Source organism: Streptomyces sp. 2P-4, from assembly GCF_030167965.1.
In the GTDB taxonomy this organism is placed as follows: domain Bacteria; phylum Actinomycetota; class Actinomycetes; order Streptomycetales; family Streptomycetaceae; genus Streptomyces; species Streptomyces globosus_A.
Genome location: NZ_CP095011.1, coordinates 5,133,705 through 5,152,917, shown reverse-complemented (window position 1 = coordinate 5,152,917; position 19,213 = coordinate 5,133,705). Strand labels below are relative to the sequence as shown.

At 75.4% G+C, this 19,213-nt stretch carries 16 protein-coding genes and 1 pseudogene; 7 read left to right on the top strand and 10 right to left on the bottom strand.

The features are described 5' to 3' along the window. Window positions 1–9 precede the first annotated feature (9 nt). The 3 genes from MUK52_RS22800 to MUK52_RS22790 all read right to left on the bottom strand — a co-directional run bounded on the left by MUK52_RS22800 (window position 10) and on the right by MUK52_RS22790 (window position 4,921). Complete coding sequence (locus tag MUK52_RS22800; RefSeq protein ID WP_284579595.1) at window positions 10–3,147, bottom strand: efflux RND transporter permease subunit; 3,138 nt, start codon at window positions 3,145–3,147, stop codon at window positions 10–12. A gap of 180 nt (window positions 3,148–3,327) precedes the next feature. Beyond that, the gene (locus MUK52_RS22795; RefSeq protein ID WP_246042666.1) at window positions 3,328–4,029 is read right to left on the bottom strand and encodes a response regulator; all 702 of its coding nucleotides are present in this window, start codon (window positions 4,027–4,029) and stop codon (window positions 3,328–3,330) included. A gap of 46 nt (window positions 4,030–4,075) precedes the next feature. After that, window positions 4,076–4,921 (bottom strand): adenosylcobinamide-GDP ribazoletransferase, encoded by an 846-nt coding sequence (locus tag MUK52_RS22790; RefSeq protein ID WP_284579591.1) that lies wholly within the window; start codon window positions 4,919–4,921, stop codon window positions 4,076–4,078. A gap of 69 nt (window positions 4,922–4,990) precedes the next feature. Between MUK52_RS22790 and MUK52_RS22785 the strand changes: the two genes are divergently transcribed. After that, on the top strand, window positions 4,991–5,773 hold the full coding sequence (locus tag MUK52_RS22785; protein ID WP_114057267.1) for a hypothetical protein: 783 nt from the start codon (window positions 4,991–4,993) through the stop codon (window positions 5,771–5,773). A 15-nt stretch (window positions 5,774–5,788) separates the two neighbouring features. Here the strand turns inward: MUK52_RS22785 and pspAA are convergent, their stop codons facing one another. Beyond that, a complete protein-coding gene (gene pspAA, locus MUK52_RS22780; protein ID WP_114057268.1) occupies window positions 5,789–6,067 on the bottom strand; it encodes a PspA-associated protein PspAA in 279 nt (92 codons plus the stop codon). A 14-nt stretch (window positions 6,068–6,081) separates the two neighbouring features. After that, on the bottom strand, window positions 6,082–6,876 hold the full coding sequence (locus tag MUK52_RS22775; protein ID WP_284579589.1) for a PspA/IM30 family protein: 795 nt from the start codon (window positions 6,874–6,876) through the stop codon (window positions 6,082–6,084). 268 nt (window positions 6,877–7,144) lie between these two features. Here MUK52_RS22775 and MUK52_RS22770 point away from each other — a divergent pair, with 268 nt between their 5' ends. Next, window positions 7,145–7,753 (top strand): DUF3043 domain-containing protein, encoded by a 609-nt coding sequence (locus tag MUK52_RS22770; protein WP_472912604.1) that lies wholly within the window; start codon window positions 7,145–7,147, stop codon window positions 7,751–7,753. A gap of 50 nt (window positions 7,754–7,803) precedes the next feature. Next, the gene (locus MUK52_RS22765) at window positions 7,804–8,562 is read left to right on the top strand and encodes a class I SAM-dependent methyltransferase (protein ID WP_472912606.1); all 759 of its coding nucleotides are present in this window, start codon (window positions 7,804–7,806) and stop codon (window positions 8,560–8,562) included. 83 nt (window positions 8,563–8,645) lie between these two features. Here MUK52_RS22765 and MUK52_RS22760 read toward each other — a convergent pair whose 3' ends face one another. Continuing rightward, a complete protein-coding gene (locus MUK52_RS22760) occupies window positions 8,646–8,858 on the bottom strand; it encodes a hypothetical protein (RefSeq protein WP_114057271.1) in 213 nt (70 codons plus the stop codon). A gap of 104 nt (window positions 8,859–8,962) precedes the next feature. On the opposite strand from MUK52_RS22760, the pseudogene MUK52_RS22755 reads away from it, so the two are divergent. The 4 genes and pseudogenes from MUK52_RS22755 (at window position 8,963) to MUK52_RS22740 (ending at window position 14,504) form a co-directional block, all read left to right on the top strand. Then, a pseudogene (locus MUK52_RS22755) lies at window positions 8,963–10,007 on the top strand (bifunctional adenosylcobinamide kinase/adenosylcobinamide-phosphate guanylyltransferase). Between the two features lie 106 nt (window positions 10,008–10,113). Continuing rightward, the gene (gene cobT, locus MUK52_RS22750; RefSeq protein WP_284579585.1) at window positions 10,114–11,196 is read left to right on the top strand and encodes a nicotinate-nucleotide--dimethylbenzimidazole phosphoribosyltransferase; all 1,083 of its coding nucleotides are present in this window, start codon (window positions 10,114–10,116) and stop codon (window positions 11,194–11,196) included. A gap of 73 nt (window positions 11,197–11,269) precedes the next feature. Further along, complete coding sequence (locus tag MUK52_RS22745) at window positions 11,270–13,210, top strand: phosphatidylglycerol lysyltransferase domain-containing protein (protein WP_284579583.1); 1,941 nt, start codon at window positions 11,270–11,272, stop codon at window positions 13,208–13,210. A gap of 64 nt (window positions 13,211–13,274) precedes the next feature. Then, window positions 13,275–14,504, top strand: coding sequence for a sensor histidine kinase (locus MUK52_RS22740; RefSeq protein ID WP_114057274.1), 1,230 nt, complete (start codon window positions 13,275–13,277; stop codon window positions 14,502–14,504). Between the two features lie 31 nt (window positions 14,505–14,535). Here MUK52_RS22740 and MUK52_RS22735 read toward each other — a convergent pair whose 3' ends face one another. The 4 genes from MUK52_RS22735 to pelF are packed head-to-tail and all read right to left on the bottom strand — an operon-like array spanning window position 14,536 to window position 19,134. Next, on the bottom strand, window positions 14,536–15,369 hold the full coding sequence (locus MUK52_RS22735; protein WP_284579581.1) for an endo alpha-1,4 polygalactosaminidase: 834 nt from the start codon (window positions 15,367–15,369) through the stop codon (window positions 14,536–14,538). Then, window positions 15,366–16,013, bottom strand: coding sequence for a spherulation-specific family 4 protein (locus MUK52_RS22730; RefSeq protein ID WP_284581756.1), 648 nt, complete (start codon window positions 16,011–16,013; stop codon window positions 15,366–15,368). Before MUK52_RS22730 ends, MUK52_RS22735 begins: the two co-directional genes overlap by 4 nt. A 47-nt stretch (window positions 16,014–16,060) precedes the next feature. Beyond that, window positions 16,061–17,626 (bottom strand): hypothetical protein, encoded by a 1,566-nt coding sequence (locus tag MUK52_RS22725; protein ID WP_284579579.1) that lies wholly within the window; start codon window positions 17,624–17,626, stop codon window positions 16,061–16,063. Then, a complete protein-coding gene (pelF, locus tag MUK52_RS22720) occupies window positions 17,623–19,134 on the bottom strand; it encodes a GT4 family glycosyltransferase PelF (RefSeq protein ID WP_114057277.1) in 1,512 nt (503 codons plus the stop codon). The genes MUK52_RS22725 and pelF overlap by 4 nt, the downstream gene beginning before the upstream one ends. Window positions 19,135–19,213: the final 79 nt, after the last annotated feature.

The window sequence follows — 19,213 nt, the reverse complement described above, 5'->3', positions numbered from 1 at the left end:
CGGCAGCGGTCAGACCCCTGCCGGGGTGTGCTCGCCGGCCTCGGCGCCCTGCGGTGCGGGGACGGCCTGAAGGCGCGCCCGGCGCTTGGCCAGGCGGCGCTCCCTGCGCAGCTCGACCATGGTGTAGAGGGTCGGGACGAGGAGCAGCGTCAGCACGGTCGAGGAGACCAGGCCGCCGATCACGACGACCGCCAGGGGCTGCGAGATGAACCCGCCCTCGCCGGTCACGCCGAGCGCCATCGGCAGCAGCGCGAAGACGGTGGCGAGCGCCGTCATGAGGATGGGGCGCAGGCGGTGCCGCCCGCCCTCGACGACGGCCTCGACGACGCCGAGGCCCTGGGCCCGGTACTGGTTGACCAGGTCGATCAGGACGATCGCGTTGGTGACGACGATGCCGATGAGCATCAGCATGCCGATCATGGCAGGGACGCCCAGCGGGGTGCCGGTGGCGAGGAGCAGGCCGAGCGCGCCGGTCGCCGCGAACGGGATCGAGACGAGCAGGATCAGCGGCTGCACCAGCGACCGGAACGTGGCCACGAGCAGCATGAACACGATCGCGATGGCGGCGAGCATGGCGAGGCCGAGCTGGCCGAAGGCCTCGCTCTGGTCCTCGGAGACGCCGCCGATGCTCGCGGTGGCGCCCTCGGGGAGCTTCAGCGCGGCGATCCTGGCCTGGAGTTCCGCGCCGATCGCGCCGGTGTTGTCGCCGACCGGCCTGCCGGTGACGGTCGCGGCGCGGGCCCCGTCGATCCGGGTCATCGAGACCGGTCCGGGCACCTCCTTGACCTCGGCGACGTCGCCGAGGCGGACGCCCGGGCCGACGGGCAGCGCCTGGAGCTCGGCCAGGGTGGTCGCGGGCTGCGCCGACTTGATGACGATGTCCCGCTCGGTGCCGTCGAGCACGGCCTTGCCCGCGGGGGTGCCCCGTACGGCCTGGGCGACGACCGCGCCCAGCGCGGCCTGGTTCAGGCCGGCCTCGGCGGCCTTCGGGGTGGCGGTCACGGAGATCCGCGGCACGGACTGGGAAAGGTCGCTCTGGACGTCGGTGACGTCGTCGAGGCCCGCCATCTCGGCCTGCACCTGCTCGGCGGCCTGCGCCAGGACGGCGGCGTCGCCGGCCTTGACGACCACGCTGAGGTTCTGGCTGCCGAAGCCGCCGCCCGCGGAGATGCCCGTGTCGCCGATGCCGTCGAGCTTCGCGAGGGCGTCCTCGATCCGCTTCTTGACGTCCTCGCTCTCGCCGGCGTCGTCCAGGACGACCTGGAAGGTGGCCTGGTTGGAGCCGGTGCCGCCGCCGAAGGCAGCCAGGAAGCCGGAGGAGCCGACGGTGACCTGGTGGTCCTTGACGCCCTCGACGCCGTCGAGGGCCTTCTCCACCCGGCGGCTCGCCTCGTCGGAGGCGGCCAGGGAAGTACCGGCGGGCAGCTGCTGCTTGACGGTCAGGACGGCCTGGTCGCCTTGGTCGAAGAAGTTCGTCTTCAGCAGCGGGGTCATGCCGAGGGTCGCGACGAAGACGACGGCGGCCAGCACGAGGGTGGCCGCCCGGCGCCGGGTGACCAGGCCCAGGGCGCGGACGTAGCCGCGCTGGAGGCGGCTGTTCGCCTCCTTCTCCTCGGCCTCGCGGCGGGCCCGCTCGGCGCTCGCGGCGTCCCCGGCGCTCACGCCCTTCGGTGCGCGCAGGAACCAGTACGAGAGCACGGGGACGACCGTCAGCGACACCAGCAGCGAGGCCAGCAGGGCTGCGGCGACGGTGAGCGAGAAGGGTCCGAAGAACTCGCCGACCATGCCGCCGACGAGGCCGATCGGCACGAAGACGGCGACCGTGGTGAGCGTGGAGGAGGTGACCGCCCCGGCCACCTCCCTGACGGCGGTGAGGATGGCCGCCTCGCGCTCCTCGCCGTAGCCGAGGTGGCGCTTGATGTTCTCCAGGACGACGATCGAGTCGTCGACGACGCGGCCGATCGCGATGGTCAGGGCGCCGAGGGTGAGCATGTTCAGCGACAGGTCGCGGGTCCACAGCACGATCAGCGCGAGGACGACGGACAGCGGGATGGAGACCGCGGTGACGAGCGTCGAGCGCAGCGAGGCGAGGAAGACCAGGATCACCACGACGGCGAAGAGCAGGCCGAGCAGGCCTTCGGTGGTGAGGCTGGAGATGGACTGGGCGACCGGCGGGCCCTGGTCGGCGACGACGGTCAGCTCGGCTCCGGAGCCGAGCGAGGCGCGCAGCTCGGGCAGCTTCTCCTCGACGGCCTCGGAGATGGCGACGGCGCTGCCGTCCTTGTCCATGGTCAGCACCAGGGCGAGGCTGGGCTTGCCGTTGGTGCGGGTGAGGGAGACGGGCTTGGCGGGCTCCTGCCGGACGGCGGCGACGTCGCCGAGGCGGACGGCCGGCTTGCCGGGTCCCGCGGTCAGGCGGAGCTCCTCCAGCTGGGCGACGGAGGTGTGGCCGCTGCCGACGCGGACGGTCCGGTTCCTGCCCTGCTCGTCGAAGGAGCCGGCGGGCACGGTCGCGCCGCCCGCCTGGAGCCCCTGCGCGAGGACGGCGCCGTCGAGGCCGGCCGCGGCGAGGCGCGCGGGATCGGGGGTGACGGTGACCTGGAGTTCCCGGGCGCCGTCGACGGTGACCTGGCCGACGCCCTTGATGTCCTCCAGGACGGGGACGACGGTGCGGCCGAGCTGGTCGGCGAGGGCCTGCTGGTCCTTGTCGGAGGTGACGGCGAGGACGACGGTCGGGATGTCGTCGGTGGAGCCGGCGACGACCTGCGGGTCGACCTCGGAGGGCAGCCGGACGCGGGCCCGGTTCACGGCCTGCTGGACGTCGGCGACGAGCTGCTTGGTGCCCGCGTCGCCGTAGTCGAAGGTGGCCATGATGAGGGCGTTGCCCTCGCTGGCGGTGGAGGTGATGCCGGTGATGCCGTCGACGCCCTTGAGGGTGGCCTCGATGGGCTCGACGACCTGCTTCTCCACGACGTCGGGGGAGGCGCCCTGGTAGGGGGCGAGGACGGACACCATCGGCAGGTCGATGGAGGGCAGCAGCTGCTGCTTGAGCTGGGGGACGGCTATGGCGCCGAAGAGCAGCGCCGTGAGCGACACGAGGCCGATCAGCGCTCTCTGGGACAGGCTGAAGCGGGACAGCCAGGACATGGGCGTCGGTATCTCTCTGCAGTCGGTCGGAGCGGGGCCGCACGGGCGTGCGCTGCCCACCAGCCTGCCGCCGCCGGGGCGCTGCCGCGTCGCCCCTGGGTCCTGCCTTTATGCCGCGCATACCGCGCCTGTAGTACGCGCCCCCTACTGCGGACGGCGGCCCCCGCGGCCGCGGCCCAGCTACTCGCTGCGGGGCCGGACCAGTCCCGACTCGTAGGCGACGACGACCAGCTGGGCGCGGTCGCGGGCGCCGAGCTTGGCCATGGCCCGGTTGACGTGCGTCTTGACGGTGAGCGGGCTGACCTGGAGCCGGCCGGCGATCCCGTCGTTGGACAGGCCCGCGGCGACGTGGACGAGGACTTCCCGCTCGCGGCCGGTCAGCGCGGCGAGCCGCTCGGCGTGCCCGCCGGCCGGGGCCGCGGGGTCGGCTCCGCCGCCCTGCGCGAGGAAGGTGGCGATGAGCCCTTTGGTGGCGGCCGGGGAGAGCAGCGCCTCGCCGGCGGCGGCGACGCGGATGGCGTTGAGCAGCTCGTCCGGTTCTGCGCCCTTGCCGAGGAAGCCGGAGGCCCCGGCCCGCAGGGCCGCGGCGACGTACTCGTCGACCTCGAAGGTGGTGAGCATGACGACGCGGACGGCGGCGAGATCCGGGTCCCCGCTGATCAGGCGGGTGGCGGCGAGGCCGTCGGTGCCGGGCATCCGGATGTCCATCAGCACGACGTCGGGCAGCGTCTCGCGGGCCCGCTCGTAGGCCTGGGCGCCGTCACCGGCCTCGCCGACGACCTCCATGTCGGGTTCGGAGTCGACGAGCACGCGGAACGCACTGCGCAGCAGGGCCTGGTCGTCGGCGAGGAGCACCCGGATGGGCGTCGGCGTCTCTTCCACGGCCCGACCCTACGTGCCCGTACGCGCCCGGGGGCCGCCGGGGCGGTCAGCCGAGGGCGAGGACGACCAGCGCGGTCGTCGCGGCGGTCTCGGCGACGGCGCCGAAGACGTCGCCGGTGACCCCGCCGAAGCGCCGCACGCACCGGCGCAGCAGCACTTCCGCGACGGCCAGCGCCGCGGCCACGGCGGCCGCGGCGCGGACGGCGGCCAGGGCTCCTGCGGGGGCGGCGGCCGCCGCGGCGAGGACGGCGACCGCGGCCGCGGCCAGGACGGCCGTGTGCCGCGGCACGACTCCGGCGACGGCGGCCCCGAGCCCGTCCGGGCGCGCGGGCGGGATCCCGCCGCGGGAGGCCAGTGTCATGGCGAGGCGGGCGGCGGTGCCGGCGGTGGCGGCGGCGAGGGCGCCGCGGGCCCAGCCCTCGGCGAAGGCGTCGGCGAGGGCCCCGGCCTGGAGGAGCAGGAGCAGCAGCAGTGCGACCACCCCGAACGGGCCGATGTCGGACCGCTTCATGATGCGCAGCGCCTCGGCGGCCGGTTTGGCGCTGCCCAGGCCGTCGGCGGTGTCGGCGAGGCCGTCCAGGTGCAGGCCGCGGGTCAGGGCGGCGGGGACGGTGACCGCCGCGGCCGCGGCGAGGAGCGGGCCGCCGCCGAGCATCGCGAGGGCCGTTCCCGCGGCGGCGGCGGCCGTGCCGACGACGAGCCCGGCGAGCGGCGCGCAGGCCATGCCGGTGCGGGCCGCGGGCCGGTCCCAGCGGGTGATGCGGACGGGCAGCACGGTGAGCGTGCCGAAGGCGAAGCGGAGCCCGTCGCCGAGCGCGGCGCGCTCCTGCGGGGGTGCGGGCCGGGGCGGCGGGGACGGGTCGCCGGCGGGGTCTGTCACGGGATCGGTCATCGGCGGGAACGCTACCCGCTGCCCGCGGCAGCGACTTGCCCGAGGGGCCCGGACCGCGAAGCTGGTGTCATGGGTCCTTGGTGGTACCGGAACATCATCGAGCCGGGGAAGCTGCCCCTGCTCCTCGCGCTGCTGGCGTTCATCCTGTCGTTCCTGGTCACCCGGGTCATCACGCGCCTGATCCGGGCGGGGCGCGGGCCGTTCGGGAACATCACGCCGGGCGGGCTGCACGTCCACCACGTGGTGCCGGGGGTGATCCTGGTGGTCATCGGCGGGTTCGGGGCGATCGCCAGCGGCGCGCACGGCTTCGGGTCGCTGCTGTCGGCCGTCGTCTTCGGGCTGGGGGCGGGCCTGGTCCTGGACGAGTTCGCGCTGATCCTGCACCTGGACGACGTCTACTGGAGCGAGCAGGGCCGCAAAAGCGTGGAGGTCGTGGTGCTGACGGCCGCGCTGGTCGGGCTGGTGCTGGCCGGCTTCCTGCCGTTCGGGGTGAACGACCTGACGACCGAGGAGCGGCAGAACCGCGGGCTCGTCGTGATGAACATGGCCGGGAACTTCTTCCTGGCGCTGGTCGCGCTGTGGAAGGGCAAGGCCCGTACGGCGCTCTTCGGGATGGTGATCCCCTTCGTGGCGCTGGTCGGCGCGGTCCGCCTGGCCCGCCCGGGGTCCCCGTACGCGCGGCGCTTCTACGCGAACCGGCCGCGGGCGCGGGCGCGGGCCGGGCTGCGGGCCTTCCACCACGACCGGCGGTGGGCGGCGCCGCGGCGCCGGTTCGAGGAGTTCATCGGCGGCGCGCCGGACCCGGCGAAGAGCGCGGCGGCGGCCGCTCCGAAGGAGCCGCCGCCGCCGTGAGCGCAGCGGTGCGCCTCAGCCCGGGATCAGCCCGTCGTCGCCGAGCATCTGCCGGACCTCGTCCAGGGTGGCGTCCGGGGCGGGCAGGATCAGCTCGGACGGCTCCAGCGCGTCGTCGGGCAGCGGCTCGCCGAGCCGGCGGACGGCGTCGAGGAGCGCGCCGAGGGTGCGCCGGAAGCCGGCCTCGTCGCCGCCCTCCAGCTCCGCGAGCAGCTCGTCGTCCAGCTTGTTCAGCTCCGGGAAGTGGCCGTCCCCGATCTCGACCTGGCCTTCCCCCATGATGCGGACGATCATGACGGGCCCCTGTCCTACTGCTTGTCGAACCGGTGCGGGCTCTGCTGCTGCTGCTCGGCGCCCGGGGCGCCCCCCTCGATGGCCTGCTGCGGGGCGGAGGAGCCGCCCGCCAGCTCGGCCTTCATCCGCTGCAGCTCCAGCTCGACGTCGGTGCCGCCGGAGAGGCGGTCGAGCTCGGCCTGGATGTCGTCCTTGGAGCCGAGGCCGCTCTGGTCGTCGAGGGCGCCGGAGGCGAGCAGCTCGTCGATCGCGCCGGCGCGGGCCTGGAGCTGGGCCGTCTTGTCCTCGGCGCGCTGGATGGCGAGGCCGACGTCGCTCATCTCCTCCGAGATGCCGGAGAAGGACTCGGCGATCCGGGTCTGCGCCTGGGCGGCGGTGTAGGTGGCCTTGATGGTCTCCTTCCTGGTGCGGAAGGCGTCGACCTTGGCCTGGAGGCGCTGCGCGGCCAGCGTCAGCTTCTCCTCCTCGCCCTGGAGGGTCTCGTGCTGCACCTGGAGGTCGCCGACCTGCTGCTGGAGCGAGGCGCGGCGGGAGAGGGCCTCCCGGGCCAGGTCCTCGCGGCCCAGCGCGAGCGCCTTGCGGCCCTGGTCCTCCAGCTTCGAGGACTGGGTCTGCAGCTGGTTGAGCTGGAGCTCCAGGCGCTTGCGGGAGGTCGCCACGTCGGCGACGCCGCGGCGGACCTTCTGGAGCAGCTCCAGCTGCTTCTGGTAGGAGTAGTCGAGGGTTTCGCGCGGGTCCTCGGCCCGGTCAAGGGCCTTGTTCGCCTTCGCGCGGAAGATCATCCCCATACGCTTCATGACACCGCTCATGGGCTTCGCGCGCCCCCTTCTGACGGACTTCGCTCCAGACGACCAACAAGACCCACAGTACGGGCCCTGTCTCCATTACCGCACTGTTCGTGAGCGGATGCGCTCCTCCTCCAGGACGACTGTGCCCTGCTCCCGGTAAGGCGTGAGGATGAGACGCGCCCCGGGGGCGGGCCCCGGTCCGCCGCACGGACCCTGCACTGGTCCAGACGCCCGCCGTTGCCGGATCGTTCCCCGTCAGGGTGGGGCAGCAGTCGCCGACCACGTACGCTTGGGTTTTGTGTTTGGTAGCCGTTCCTCCAAGGAAGAGAAGGCCGCCGCCGCCGACAAGGTGAGCGCCGAGTCCTCGCAGCCCCGTGACCCGCAGGCCCCCAAGGGCCGCCCGACGCCGAAGCGCGCCGTCGCGCAGTCGCAGCGCAAGGCCGTGGTGGCCTCGACCGGCAACCGCAAGGAGGACATGCGGCGCGCCCGCGAGCGCCGCCGCGTCGAGCTGGCCAGGCAGCGCGAGGCCCTGGCCAACGGTGACGAGCGCTACCTGCCGGCCCGTGACAAGGGGCCCGTGCGCCGCTTCGTCCGCGACTTCGTCGACTCCCGCTTCTCCGTCGCCGAGATGTTCCTGCCGCTCGCAGTGATCATCCTCGTGCTGAGCATGGTGCGGGTCCCGTCGATCCAGAACGCCGCGCTGCTGCTGTGGCTCGCCGTGATCGGCCTGATCATCGTCGACTCGGTGGCCCTCGCGTTCCGCCTGCGCAAGGCGCTGAACGAGCGCTTCGCGGACCAGCCGCGCCGCGGCGCGGTCGCCTACGGCCTGATGCGCACGCTCCAGATGCGCCGCCTCCGGCTGCCGAAGCCGCAGGTCAAGCGCGGGGAACGGCCCTGAGCGCACGGCCGTCCGGAGCAGCGGGGGACGGCTTCGCGGGGGGAGCCCGGCTGTGGCTGGAGGGCCTGGGAGGACTGCGCAACGCCGTCCGCCAGGAACTCGTGGGCCGGCAGGTCGACGAGCAGATCGTGCAGCGCTTCCCCGTGGGGCAGCGGCTGCGCGTGCTGGACGTCGGCATGGGCCAGGGCACCCAGGCGCTGCGTCTCGCCCGCGCCGGGCACCGGGTGACGGGTCTGGAGAAGGACCCCGGCATGCTGGAGGTCGCCCGCGAGGCGCTCTCCGCGGAACCCGCCGGGATCCAGGAGCGGGTCCGGCTCCTGGAGGGCGACGGCCGGGAGACCGGCGCGCACTTCACGCCGGGCAGCTTCGACGTCGTGCTGTGCCACGGCGTACTGATGTACGTGCCCGAGCCGGACGCCATGCTCGCCGGGCTGGCCCGGATGCTGGCCCCGGGCGGACTGCTGTCCCTCCTCGTGCGCAACGGCGACGCGCTCGCCATGCGCCCCGGGCTGGACGGCGACTGGCCGGGTGCGCTCGCCGCGTTCGACTCCGTCGACTACACCAACCGGCTCGGCCTGGAGGTCCGCGCGGACCGGCTGTCCGACCTGACGGGCACCCTGTCCGGGATCGGCGCCCCGCTCCAGGCCTGGTACGGGGTGCGCGTCTTCACCGACGGCACCGAGGCGGGCGGGACGCTCCCGCCGGAGGAGGAGCTCGACCGGCTCCTGGCCGCCGAGGACCGCGCCGGCCGGACCGACCCGTACCGCGGTGTGGCGGCGCTGCTCCACCTGTGCGGCGTCCGCGGCTGACCCGGACCGCACTCCCCTCCCCTGCACAGCCGTGCCCCGGGATCCGCCAGGGATCCCGGGGCACGCGTGCGTCCGCGGCCGCCTCAGGCGTCGAGCGCCTCGCGCAGGCTCATCGCGTACACCTCGGCGCCGCTGTCGTCCGCCAGCCTGACCCGCTCGGTGCCGCCCTCCAGCAGATCCTTCCAGTACTCGCCGATCCACGACTCCGCGTCGCCCTGCGTGGTGAACTCCTCCGGCTCCACCGCCGGCGCCGCCGGGCTGCCGTCGGCCGTCTCGAACCGCCACGTCCACGCCATGTCCGCCTCCGTTGCTCGTCCGCTGCTCGTCCGCTGCTCGCCTTGAGTCTGCCCGCAGACTAGCCGGGCGCGCACCACTCCCGCGGACGCGGGAGGATCTTCTTGTGGAACTCACTCTGCTCGGCACCGGAACCCCGGAGGGACTGCCCCGCCCCGGCTGTCCCTGCGCGGCCTGCGCGGTCTCCGTCGGCCCCCTGGCGCGGGCCGCGACCTCCCTCCTCGTCGACGGGGCGCTGCTGCTGGACCTGACCCCCGGGGCGGTCCTCGCGGGGGCCCGGGCCGGCCACTCGCTGGCCGGGGTCCGGCAGGTGCTGCTCACCCATCCGCACGACGGGCCGCCCGTGGAGCTGCCGCCGGGCCTGCCGGCGGCGGGCCGGGTGCCGGACGGGCGGGAGCTCGCCGTGATCAGCGGGCACCGGGTGCGGGCGGTGCCGATGGACGCGCCGGGCACCGGGTACGAGGTGACGGGCCCGGACGGGAGCCGGCTGCTGTACCTGCCGCCGGGCGGGGCGCCCGCGGGGACGAACGGCGCGATGGCCGAGCGCCCGTACGACATGGTCCTGGCGGACGTGCTGGGACGGCCGGAGGCGCTGGCGCGGCTTCGGGCGAGCGGGGCGGCGGGCCCGACGACCGACGTCATCGCCGTGCACCTGGACCACGGCGTGCCGCCGGGCCGGGAACTGCAGCGGCGGTGCGCGGCGGCGGGGGCCCGGGCGGTGCCGGACGGGGCGACGGTGACGGTCGGCGAGTACCACGCGGTGCCGGACCTGCCGCGGCGGACGCTGGTGCGTCGGTCGGTGGAGGGCTCCGGGGTCGTGTACGCGGCCACCTCGGGCTCCCGCGACGGGGACGCGGAGTGGGCGGCGCGGGTCGGCCTGCACCGGGAGGCGGGCGGACGGACCTGCGAGGCGCTGCCGCTCCTCGGAGGCCTGACCGACGCGTGGCCTGGGACGACGCGCGGCCGGAAGGAGCGGGCGGCGCGGACGACGCGGGGCCGTCAGCAACGAGGTCGGCTCGGGCGTCGTCCCCGCGACGGCTTCGGGGCGGCGTTTCCGGGACGAGCTCGGCCGCCTGAACGCAGCGGTGGCCGCCGAGTGCGAGCACGTCCTGCTGGTGGTGGCGGGGCAGGCGCTGGTCCTGAAGGACTGAGCCGCGGCCGGACCGCGGGCGGGCCGCCGCAGCCGCCGCCGGGGCATCCGCGCAGGCGCTCCCGCGGGGGCTTGGGCAGGGCCTCACCGGCTGTACGCTCTGGCAGATGACCACGCTGAATCTCGACGACTTCTCCGACCTGATCGAGCGCCCCGACAACGGAGTCCGGCGGGACGCCGAGGAGCGCCGCGAGCGGCTGTCCGTGCCGGCGGGGGCCTTCGGGCGGCTCGACGAGCTCGCCGAGTGGCTGGCCGCGGCGCAGGGCCGGGTTCCGGTCAGGCCGGTCGAGCAGCCCCGGGTCGTCCTGTTCGCCGCCGACCACGGCATCGCCGCCGCCGGGGTGTCGGGCCGGCCCGCCGGGGGCGCGCACGCCCTGGTGCGCGCGGTCCTGGACGGGGCGAGCCCGGTCTCCGTCCTCGCCGGCCGGTTCGGCGCGTCGGTGCGGGTGGTGGACGCGGGGCTGGACTGCGATCCCGGGATGCTGCCCGAGGACGTCGTCCGCCACCGGGTGCGGCGCGGCAGCGGCCGTATCGACGTCGAGGACGCCCTGACCCGCGAGGAGGCCGAGGCCGCGGTGCGGCTCGGGGTGCGGATCGCCGACGAGGAGGCCGACTCCGGCACCGACCTGGTCGTGCTCGGGGACCTCAGCGTCGGCGGGACCACCGTCGCCGCGGTGCTCGTGGCCGCCCTGTGCGGGACCGACGCGTCGGTGGTCACCGGCCGCGGCGGGGTGCCGATCGACGACCTGGCCTGGATGCGCAAGTGCGCGGCGATCCGCGACGCCCTGCGCCGGGCCCGCCCCGTCCTGGGCGACCAGCTGGCCCTGCTGGCCGCGGTCGGCGGCGCGGACGTCGCCGCGATCACCGGGTTCCTGCTGCAGTGCGCGGTGCGCCGCACCCCGGTCGTCCTGGACGGCGTCGTCTCGGCCGCCTGCGGGCTGGTGGCGCAGCGGGCGGCGTTCCGCGCGCCGGACTGGTGGCTGGCCGGCCAGGCGAGCGGCGAGCCGGCGCAGGCCAAGGCCCTGGACCGGATGGCACTCAACCCCCTGCTGTCCCACGGCGTCACCGTAGGGGAAGGAACCGGGGCATTGCTGGCCCTCCCGCTCGTCCAGGCGGCCGCCGCACTCGCGGCGGAACTGCCGGAGCGGGCGGAGGAGCCGCAGCCGGAGGAGCCGGCGCGGAAGGACTGAGCCGGCCGGGCCGCCGACCGCGGCCCGGCGGTCCGGCATCCGCGGTCGGCGGCGCCCCATATGATCGGCTTTCATGGGAGAGGCCCGCTTGACCAGCGCAGATATCGACCGGAACGCCGCACAGGCCGCACAGAAGGCACAAGCGGCACAGAAGGCGAAACCGGCACAGCCCGCCGGCGGGGGAACCGCCGGAGCCGCCGCGAACACCGCATCCGGCACCCGCAAGGACGACGGGGGCCCCGGCTCCGGCCGCGGGTCGGCCCGCTCCCGGCGCAGCGCCGCGTTCGCCGTCTGGTACCTGCGCGCCGTCACCTTCGTCAACTTCCTGAGCGCGGTGTGGGTCTCGCTCGGGCAGGACCTGCGCCGGCACAACACCGCCGACTTCTACACCCCGTACCTGCTGACCGCCGGATTCGCCTCCGGCCTGTTCTCCCTGCTCCTCGCGGTGACCATGGGCCGCCGCAAGCGGGCCGCCTGGATCCTGAACCTGGTGCTGGCCGGCCTGCTGCTGCTCGCCTTCGCCACCGCCGCCTTCGCCCCGTGCACCGGCGGCGGGTTCGAGGTCTGCTACCCGGAGTTCCGCGACCACACCCAGAACTGGGTCTCCCTGGTCCTGACCGCGGCGTTCGTCGGCGCCCTGCTGCTGGGCCGCCGGGAGTTCTACGCCAAGGGCGACCGCTCGAACCCGAAGCTCGCCACCGCCGTCGCCGCCGTCGGCCTGCTCGTCACCTCGCTGCTCGCCGCGCTGATCGTCGGCGCCGCGAACACCGACCCGGACGCCTCCGAGGCCTCGTTCCTGGCCCGCTGGCGCTACGGCGCGATGCGGCTGATCACCCTCGACCCCGACGCCCGCGACTACGCCGCGATCACCACGCCCGCCTGGGTCGACGTCGTCATCAACGTGATGTCGATGGTGCTGCTGCTGGCGGTCCTGCTCGCCGCGTTCCGCTCGCGCCGCGCCGTCGACCCGCTGACCGAGGAGGACGAGGAGAAGCTCCGCGCGCTGCTGGCCCGGCAGGGCGACCGCGACTCGCTCGGCTACTTCGCCCTGCGCCGCGAGAAGTCCGTCATCTGGTCCCCGACGGGCAAGGCGGCCGTCACCTACCGCGTCGTCGGCGGGGTCTCGCTCGCCTCCGGCGACCCGATCGGCGACCCCGAGGCCTGGCCCGGCGCGATCGAGCCCTGGCTGGCCGAGGCCCGCGAACACGGCTGGGTGCCTGCCGTGATGGGCGCGAGCGAGGAGGCCGGGCAGATCTACGCCCGGCACGGCCTGGACGCGCTGGAGCTGGGCGACGAGGCCATCGTCGAGACCGCCGAGTTCACGCTGGAGGGCCGCGCCATGCGGACCGTCCGGCAGGCGTTCAACCGCGTCAAGCGGGCCGGCTACAGCGTCCGCATCCGCCGCCACGCCGACATCCCCGCCGAGGAGATGGCCGACCTGGTGCGCCGGGCCGACGACTGGCGCGACGGCGCCACCGAGCGCGGGTTCTCGATGGCGCTGGGGCGCCTCGGCGACCCCGCCGACGGCCAGTGCGTGATGCTGGAGTGCACCGACGGCAACGGCGACCTGCGGGCCCTGCTGTCGTTCGTGCCCTGGGGCCCCAAGGGGCTCTCCCTCGACCTGATGCGCCGTGACCGGGACTCCGAGAACGGCCTGATGGAGTTCATGGTCATCGAGCTGCTGGAGCGCTCGAAGGAGATCGGCGTCACGCAGGTCTCGCTGAACTTCGCGATGTTCCGCTCGGTCTTCGAGCGCGGCTCGCGGCTCGGCGCCGGACCGGTGCTGCGCCTGTGGCGCTCCCTGCTGAGCTTCTTCTCCCGCTGGTGGCAGATCGAGTCGCTCTACCGCGCCAACGCCAAGTACCGGCCGATCTGGGAGCCTCGGTTCATGCTCTTCGAGAAGAGCTCGGACCTGCTGCGGATCGGTATCGCGGCCGGCCGCGCCGAGGGCTTCCTGGAAGCGCCCGGCCTGCCGAAGTGGCTGAACCGCCGACACCTGGAGACCAACCGCTGAGCGCCGCGGCGGCCCCGCCCCCGGCGGGCGGGGCCCCGGGCCGGCACCCCGTACCGTAGGCGGGATGACGACTGAGCTCGGGCCGTTCGCCCCCACCCGGCACTGGATGCGCGTGCACCCGCTCGCCACCGACGCCGTCCTCGCGTTCGGGGCGCTCGTCTCCATGGTCGTCGGCTCGTTCGCCGATCCGCACGGGCCGCACGGCCCGGCCTTCGGCACCCGCACCCCCGAGCCGCTCTCCCTGCTGCTGATGGTGCTGGCCGCGGCGGCGCTGGTGTTCCGCCGCCGGCACGTCCGCGCCGTCCTCGCCGCGACCGTCGCGCTGTCCCTGCTGGAACTGACCACCGGCGAGCCGCGGGCGCCGGTCGCCATGGCGGCCGTCATCTCCCTGTACACACTGGCCTCCCGCACCGACCGGCCCACCACCTGGCGGATCGCGCTGCTCACGATGGCGGGGATGACCGGCATCGCCATGCTCGCCGGGCCGCTGCCCTGGTACGCACAGGAGAACATCGGCATCTTCGCCTGGACGGGCATGGCCGCGGCCGCCGGCGACGCCGTCCGCAGCCGCCGGGCGTTCGTCGACGCGATCCGCGAGCGGGCCGAGCGGGCCGAGCGGACCCGCGAGGAGGAGGCGCGGCGGCGGGTCGCCGAGGAGCGGCTGCGGATCGCCCGCGACCTGCACGACGTGGTCGCCCACCACATCGCCCTCGTCAACGTGCAGGCCGGGGTGGCCGCACACGTCATGGACCGGCGCCCCGACCAGGCCAAGGAGGCCCTCGCCCACGTCCGGGACGCGAGCCGGTCCGCGCTGAACGAGCTGCGGGCCACCGTCGGCCTGCTGCGCCAGTCCGGGGACCCGGAGGCGCCGACCGAGCCCGCCCCCGGCCTGGCGCGGCTCGACGAGCTGGTCGACACGTTCCGCAACGCGGGCCTGCCGGTGAAGGTGATGGTGGAGCTCGGCCGGGACGCCGACCCGCTGCCCGCCGCCGTCGACCTCGCCGCGTACCGGGTCATCCAGGAGGCCCTGACGAACGTCCGCAAGCACGCGGGGCCGCAGGCGTGCGCCGAGGTCAGCGTGGTGCGGGTCGGGGATTCGGCCGAGGTGACCGTCCTCGACGACGGCGGCGCCGACGCGGGCGCGGCGGCGGAGCCCGCCCCGGGCGACGGGCCGGGCGGCGGGCACGGCCTCCTCGGGATGCGGGAGCGGGCCGGCGCACTGGGCGGCTCCTGCTCCGCCGGGCCCCGATTCGGCGGCGGCTACCGGGTCCACGTCACCCTGCCGCTGACGTGAACCGCGGGCGGGGGCGGGCCGCCGCCCCCGCTCAGCAGGGCTTGCGCCAGGCCCCCAGGTCGTACATCTTCTGCATCGAGGCGAACCCGAGCTTCCGGGTCTGGGCGCAGAACCGGCTCGCGGGCAGCTCGTACTCGACGTGGAAGACGGCTTTGCCCGCCGCCGTGAACGGGGCCAGCCGCTCGCACTCGTCGTACTGGGCGCACTGCTCGTTGACCGCGAAGTCGAAGTCGCCGACCAGCTGGGGGATTTGGTCGAGGTCGTTCTTCAGCCCGACCGCGAGGCCCCGGTCGCGGGCGAGGCGGGCGATCAGCCGGTTGTAGCGCAGCTGGTCCTCCGCGGTCAGCGGGAAGCCCGTCGTGTTGGCGTACCCGTCCATGTTGTCCGGTTCGACCGCGTCGAAGCCCTTGTCGCGGCACATGTCCAGGCGGGCGGCCATCAGCGGCTCCAGCTCGGCGGTGCGCCGGATGTCCAGCCAGCGCTCCCCCTCCCAGCCGTTGCCCCGGCCCAGGAGCGCGGCGGGGAACTTCGCCGCGTCGGGCCGGAACTCCTCCCAGGCGCCCGTCGACAGGTAGCAGATGACCCGGCGTCCGGCCCGGTGCAGGGCGGCGACCTGCTCGCGGCTGGTGTCGAACCCGTCGACGTCGTAGACGGGCGCCTCGACCGAGGTGTCGAGCCTCCCGCTGAGCTGCCACTGCCAGGAGGTGCCGGGTCCGGGCCGCCACCGCTCCCCCGGCACGGGGACGGCTTCCCGGTCGGGGGCGGCGTCGTCGTCGGGCTGCCCGGTGCAGGCCGCGGCCAGGAGCAGCAGCGGCACCAGGAGCGGGAGCAGGCGGCGGCCGGGGCGGGTCCGCCGGCGGTTCACAGGGCGGCCCCGAGGGCGTGGGGCAGCGTGCCCCAGGGGTGGGTGCCGGTCCCGGGGACGGCGCAGTGGACGGCGGCGCCGCGCTGCTCGGCGAGTTCGGCGGCGGGCGCGCCGGGCGGGACGGCGTAGACGAGGTGGCAGAACCGCTGGGCGGGGTGGTCGGCCGTCCAGGGCGGGACGGCCGCGTCCCGGTAGGCGTCCCAGGGGCCCTCGAAGGTGACGAGGAGGTCGGCGAGTTCGGCGTAGCCGGGGTGCGGGTGGACGCCGGGGTTGAGGACGAGGGTGCGGGCGCCCGCGGCGCGGGCGGCGACGGCGAGCCGCCCGTAGTGGGGCAGCAGCGCCGGGTCGGGCGAGGCCTGGTCGAGGAAGGCCCCGTCGGCCCCGTACCAGTCGCGGTGGCGCAGCAGGTCCCGGACGACCTCGGCGTGCGGGCGCCGCCCGTAGTCGGTGTCGGTGTACCCGAGGACGGGCACGCCCGCCTCGCGCAGCCGCCGGGCGACGGCCTCGAACCGCGCGTCGGGGGTCTCGCCCGGCCCGCTGGCCGGGTTGAGGACCACCGAGTGGAGCCGCCCGGCGGAGCGGATCAGCAGCTCCCAGTCGTCGGGCCGGTCGGCGGGATGCTCGTAGAGCGGCACCAGCAGCATGGCGTCCTTCCTCTCGTACGTGCCGGACAGGGCGTACGCGGTCACGGTCAGCGGTGGGCCGTCGCCCGGCCGAGGAGCAGGCAGACGAGGGCGGCGAGGGCGGCCGCGGCGGTCCCGGCGACGGCGAGCTGCACCGCGCGGGGCTGCCCGAACTCCAGCAGCAGGGCCAGGCTCTGCGCGGCGGCCGCGCCGGCGCAGACGGCGGCGGCGGCCCGGACGGCTCCGAAGGACTGGAGCAGCAGCCCGGTCCACATCACGGCGCCGAGCAGCAGCAGCGTCCCAGCCCGGGCCCCGGCGAGCGGCGGCGCCCCGGGCCAGCACGCGGTGCCGGCGAGGCCGAGGGCGAGGAGGACGGCCAGGTAGGCGGTGAGGCAGCGGGCCAGCACGCCGAGCATCCGCAGCCGGAACCGCAGCGGCGAGCGGGCCGCGCGCAGCCCGGCGAGGGTGCCGCTGCGGAAGCGGTGGAGCAGCCATTCGGCGGGTCCCATGCTGAGGGTGAGCGCGACCGCGGAGGGCGCGGCGACGGCTTCGGCGGGCCCTCCGGCGAGGACTTCGCCGAGGGCGGCGTACAGGACGAGCAGGCCGGTGCCGAGGCCGAAGACCCCGTAGGGCACCGAGTCGGCGAGGCGCGGCCCGCCCGGCCCGTACGGCTCCTCCGGCCCGCGCAGCATGCGCCAGCGGACGGGCCCCGAGCCGTCGGCGGCGGGGCGGCGGTGGCGGGCGGGCCGGCGGTGTCCGGCCGCCCGCCGGCGGATCCGGCGCCGGGCGGCCCGTACGCCGGCGGCGAGCGGCAGCTCCCGCGCCGCGAGGGCGCAGGCGGCGAGCAGGGAGGCGGCGAGCAGGGCGGCGCGCAGCGCCTCGGGGAGGTCGGCGGCGAGGGCGAGGACGGCTCCGGCGGCCATCGGGGAGAGCGCCGCGAACAGCAGCCGCTCCCGGCCGAGGACGAGCAGCACGGTGGCGGCGCCGACGTAGGCGGCCTGCCCGGCGGCGAAGGCGTAACTGAAGGGCGGCCCGCCGGGCACGGCGGACGCGGCGGCGGTGCCCAGCAGCGCGCCGGCGGGGGCGCCGAGGAGGAGGGTCCGGCCTGCGGCGGCCCGGTCGCCGAGGCCGAGCCAGGTGTAGGCGCGGTGGGAGAGGGTCTGGTCCCACACCCAGCCGATGAGGGCGCCGGCGATGAGGGTGAGGGTGCCGGCGGGCAGTCCGAGCCGGTCGGGCGGGCCCTCCAGGAAGGGGGCGCCGAGGACGTAGGCGAGGCCGGGCAGCGCGAAGACGATCCCGCGGAGCAGGCAGGGGCCGAGGGGGACCCTCCACGGGTCGGGGTGCCGGTCGGGCTCGGGGTGGGTGCGCGGCACCCGGGCGTGGAGCTCCTCGGCGAGGGCGAAGGAGTCGGGGCGGCCGTAGGTGAGCCGGATGTGCTCGTCGGTCATCCCGTCGGACTCCAGGACGGCGGCGATCTCGTCGGGGTGGACGGCGGCGGCCGCGATGTCGCCGAAGCGGTCGGCGAGTTCGTCCAGCGGGTCGCGGGCGGGTGCGCCGGGGGCGGCGGGGCGGGGCCGGGGGACGGCGGGCAGGGTGTCGCCGCCGGGGGCGCGCAGCCAGAGGGATCCGCTCACCACAGGCTCCCGTCGGCGGCGAGTTCGCGGTACCAGGGGTCGGCGAGCCGCTGGGTCCAGTCGTCGCCGTCGTGGACGGGCAGGACGGGCTGGCCGGCGAGTTCGCGGTAGATGTGGCGGAAGCCGTCGACGGACTGGTGGAGGGTGAACTTCTCGATGACGCGCCGGCGGGCGAGCCGGCCGAGCTCGGCGCGGCGGGCACCGTCCCGCAGGAGGGCGAGGGCGGCGCGGGCCATGGTCTCGGGTTCGCGGGGCGGGACGACGAGCCCGGTGTCGCCGACGGCCTCGCGGACGCCGCCGACGTCGGTGGAGACGGTCGTCCGGCCGCAGGACATGGCCTCGATGATGCTGAAGGGGAAGCCCTCGCTGATGCTGGAGAGCATGACGATGCTGCCGGCGGCGTACGCGTCGGCGACCCGCTCGATGCGGCCCTCCCAGGCCACCCCGTCGGCGATGCCGAGTTCGGCGGCGAGCTTCTCCAGGCCGGCCTTGTGGTCCTCGCAGCCGGCGGGCACGGGGCCGAAGAGGCGCAGCCGCAGCTCGGGCAGTTCGCGGCGCATGAACGCGTAGGCCCGCAGCAGGGTTTCGAGGTCCTTGATGGGGTCGATGCGGCCGCACCAGGTGAGGGTGGGGACCTCCGGCTCGGGGCCGGCGTCGGGGAAGGCGTGCGGGTCGACGCCGTTGTAGACGGTGCGGATCCTGTCGGCGGGCGCGCCGCCGCGCTCCTCCCAGCGGCGGTTGTACCGGTTGCAGGGCGTGATCAGGTCGGCCTGCCGGTAGCCCTCGGTGTTGAGCTCGCGGTAGAAGCCGAGGACGAGGGCCTTGACGGGCCAGCGCTGGGCGGTGCTGCGGTAGCCGAGGTAGCGCTCGCGCAGGTAGATGCCGTGCTCGGTGAGGAGGAACGGGACCCCGTCCAGGTGTTTCGCGGCGAGCGCGGGGAGGGTGGCGAGGCCGCTGCTGACGGCGTGGGCGACGCTGTCGGGCGGGATCCGCACGCACAGCGGCCGCAGCGCGTGCTCCAGCAGGTCGGTGGCGGTCAGCGCGTCGTGGACGGTCGGTGCGGCGGCGGCGGTGGGCAGGCCGGGGCGGGTCCAGACGGCCGTGAGCAGGCGCAGGACGGACTCGGAGCGCAGCGCCGGCGTGAGCTGCCCGGCCCGGGCGAGGACGGCGAACTCGCGCAGTGCCTCCCGGAATCCGCCTGCGTCGGGGTCGAGCAGGGACAGCAGGAAGGTTTCACAGGCTTCGGCGAAGCGGCGCCGCGCCGGGCCTCCCCGGAGCCTGCGGCCGCGTCCGGGAGGCGGCCCCCACAGCGGGAAGGCGGTGTGCCGGTAGACGTTGCGCGGCAGCTCCCAGGCGACGGGCTCGCGGCCGGTGCCGGTCAGGGCCGTGACGTTGAAGTCGACTTCCGGCATGCCCCGGACCAGCTGGTCGCACCAGGTGCTCACGCCCCCGTGGACGTGCGGGTAGGTGCCTTCGGTGAGCATGGTGACGTGGCGCCCATGGCTCATGCGGTGTGTCCCCCCAAGGACTGTTGCGTCGGTTCGCGCAGGAGCAGGACTGCGGCCGAGCGGGCTGCGCGGCCCGCTC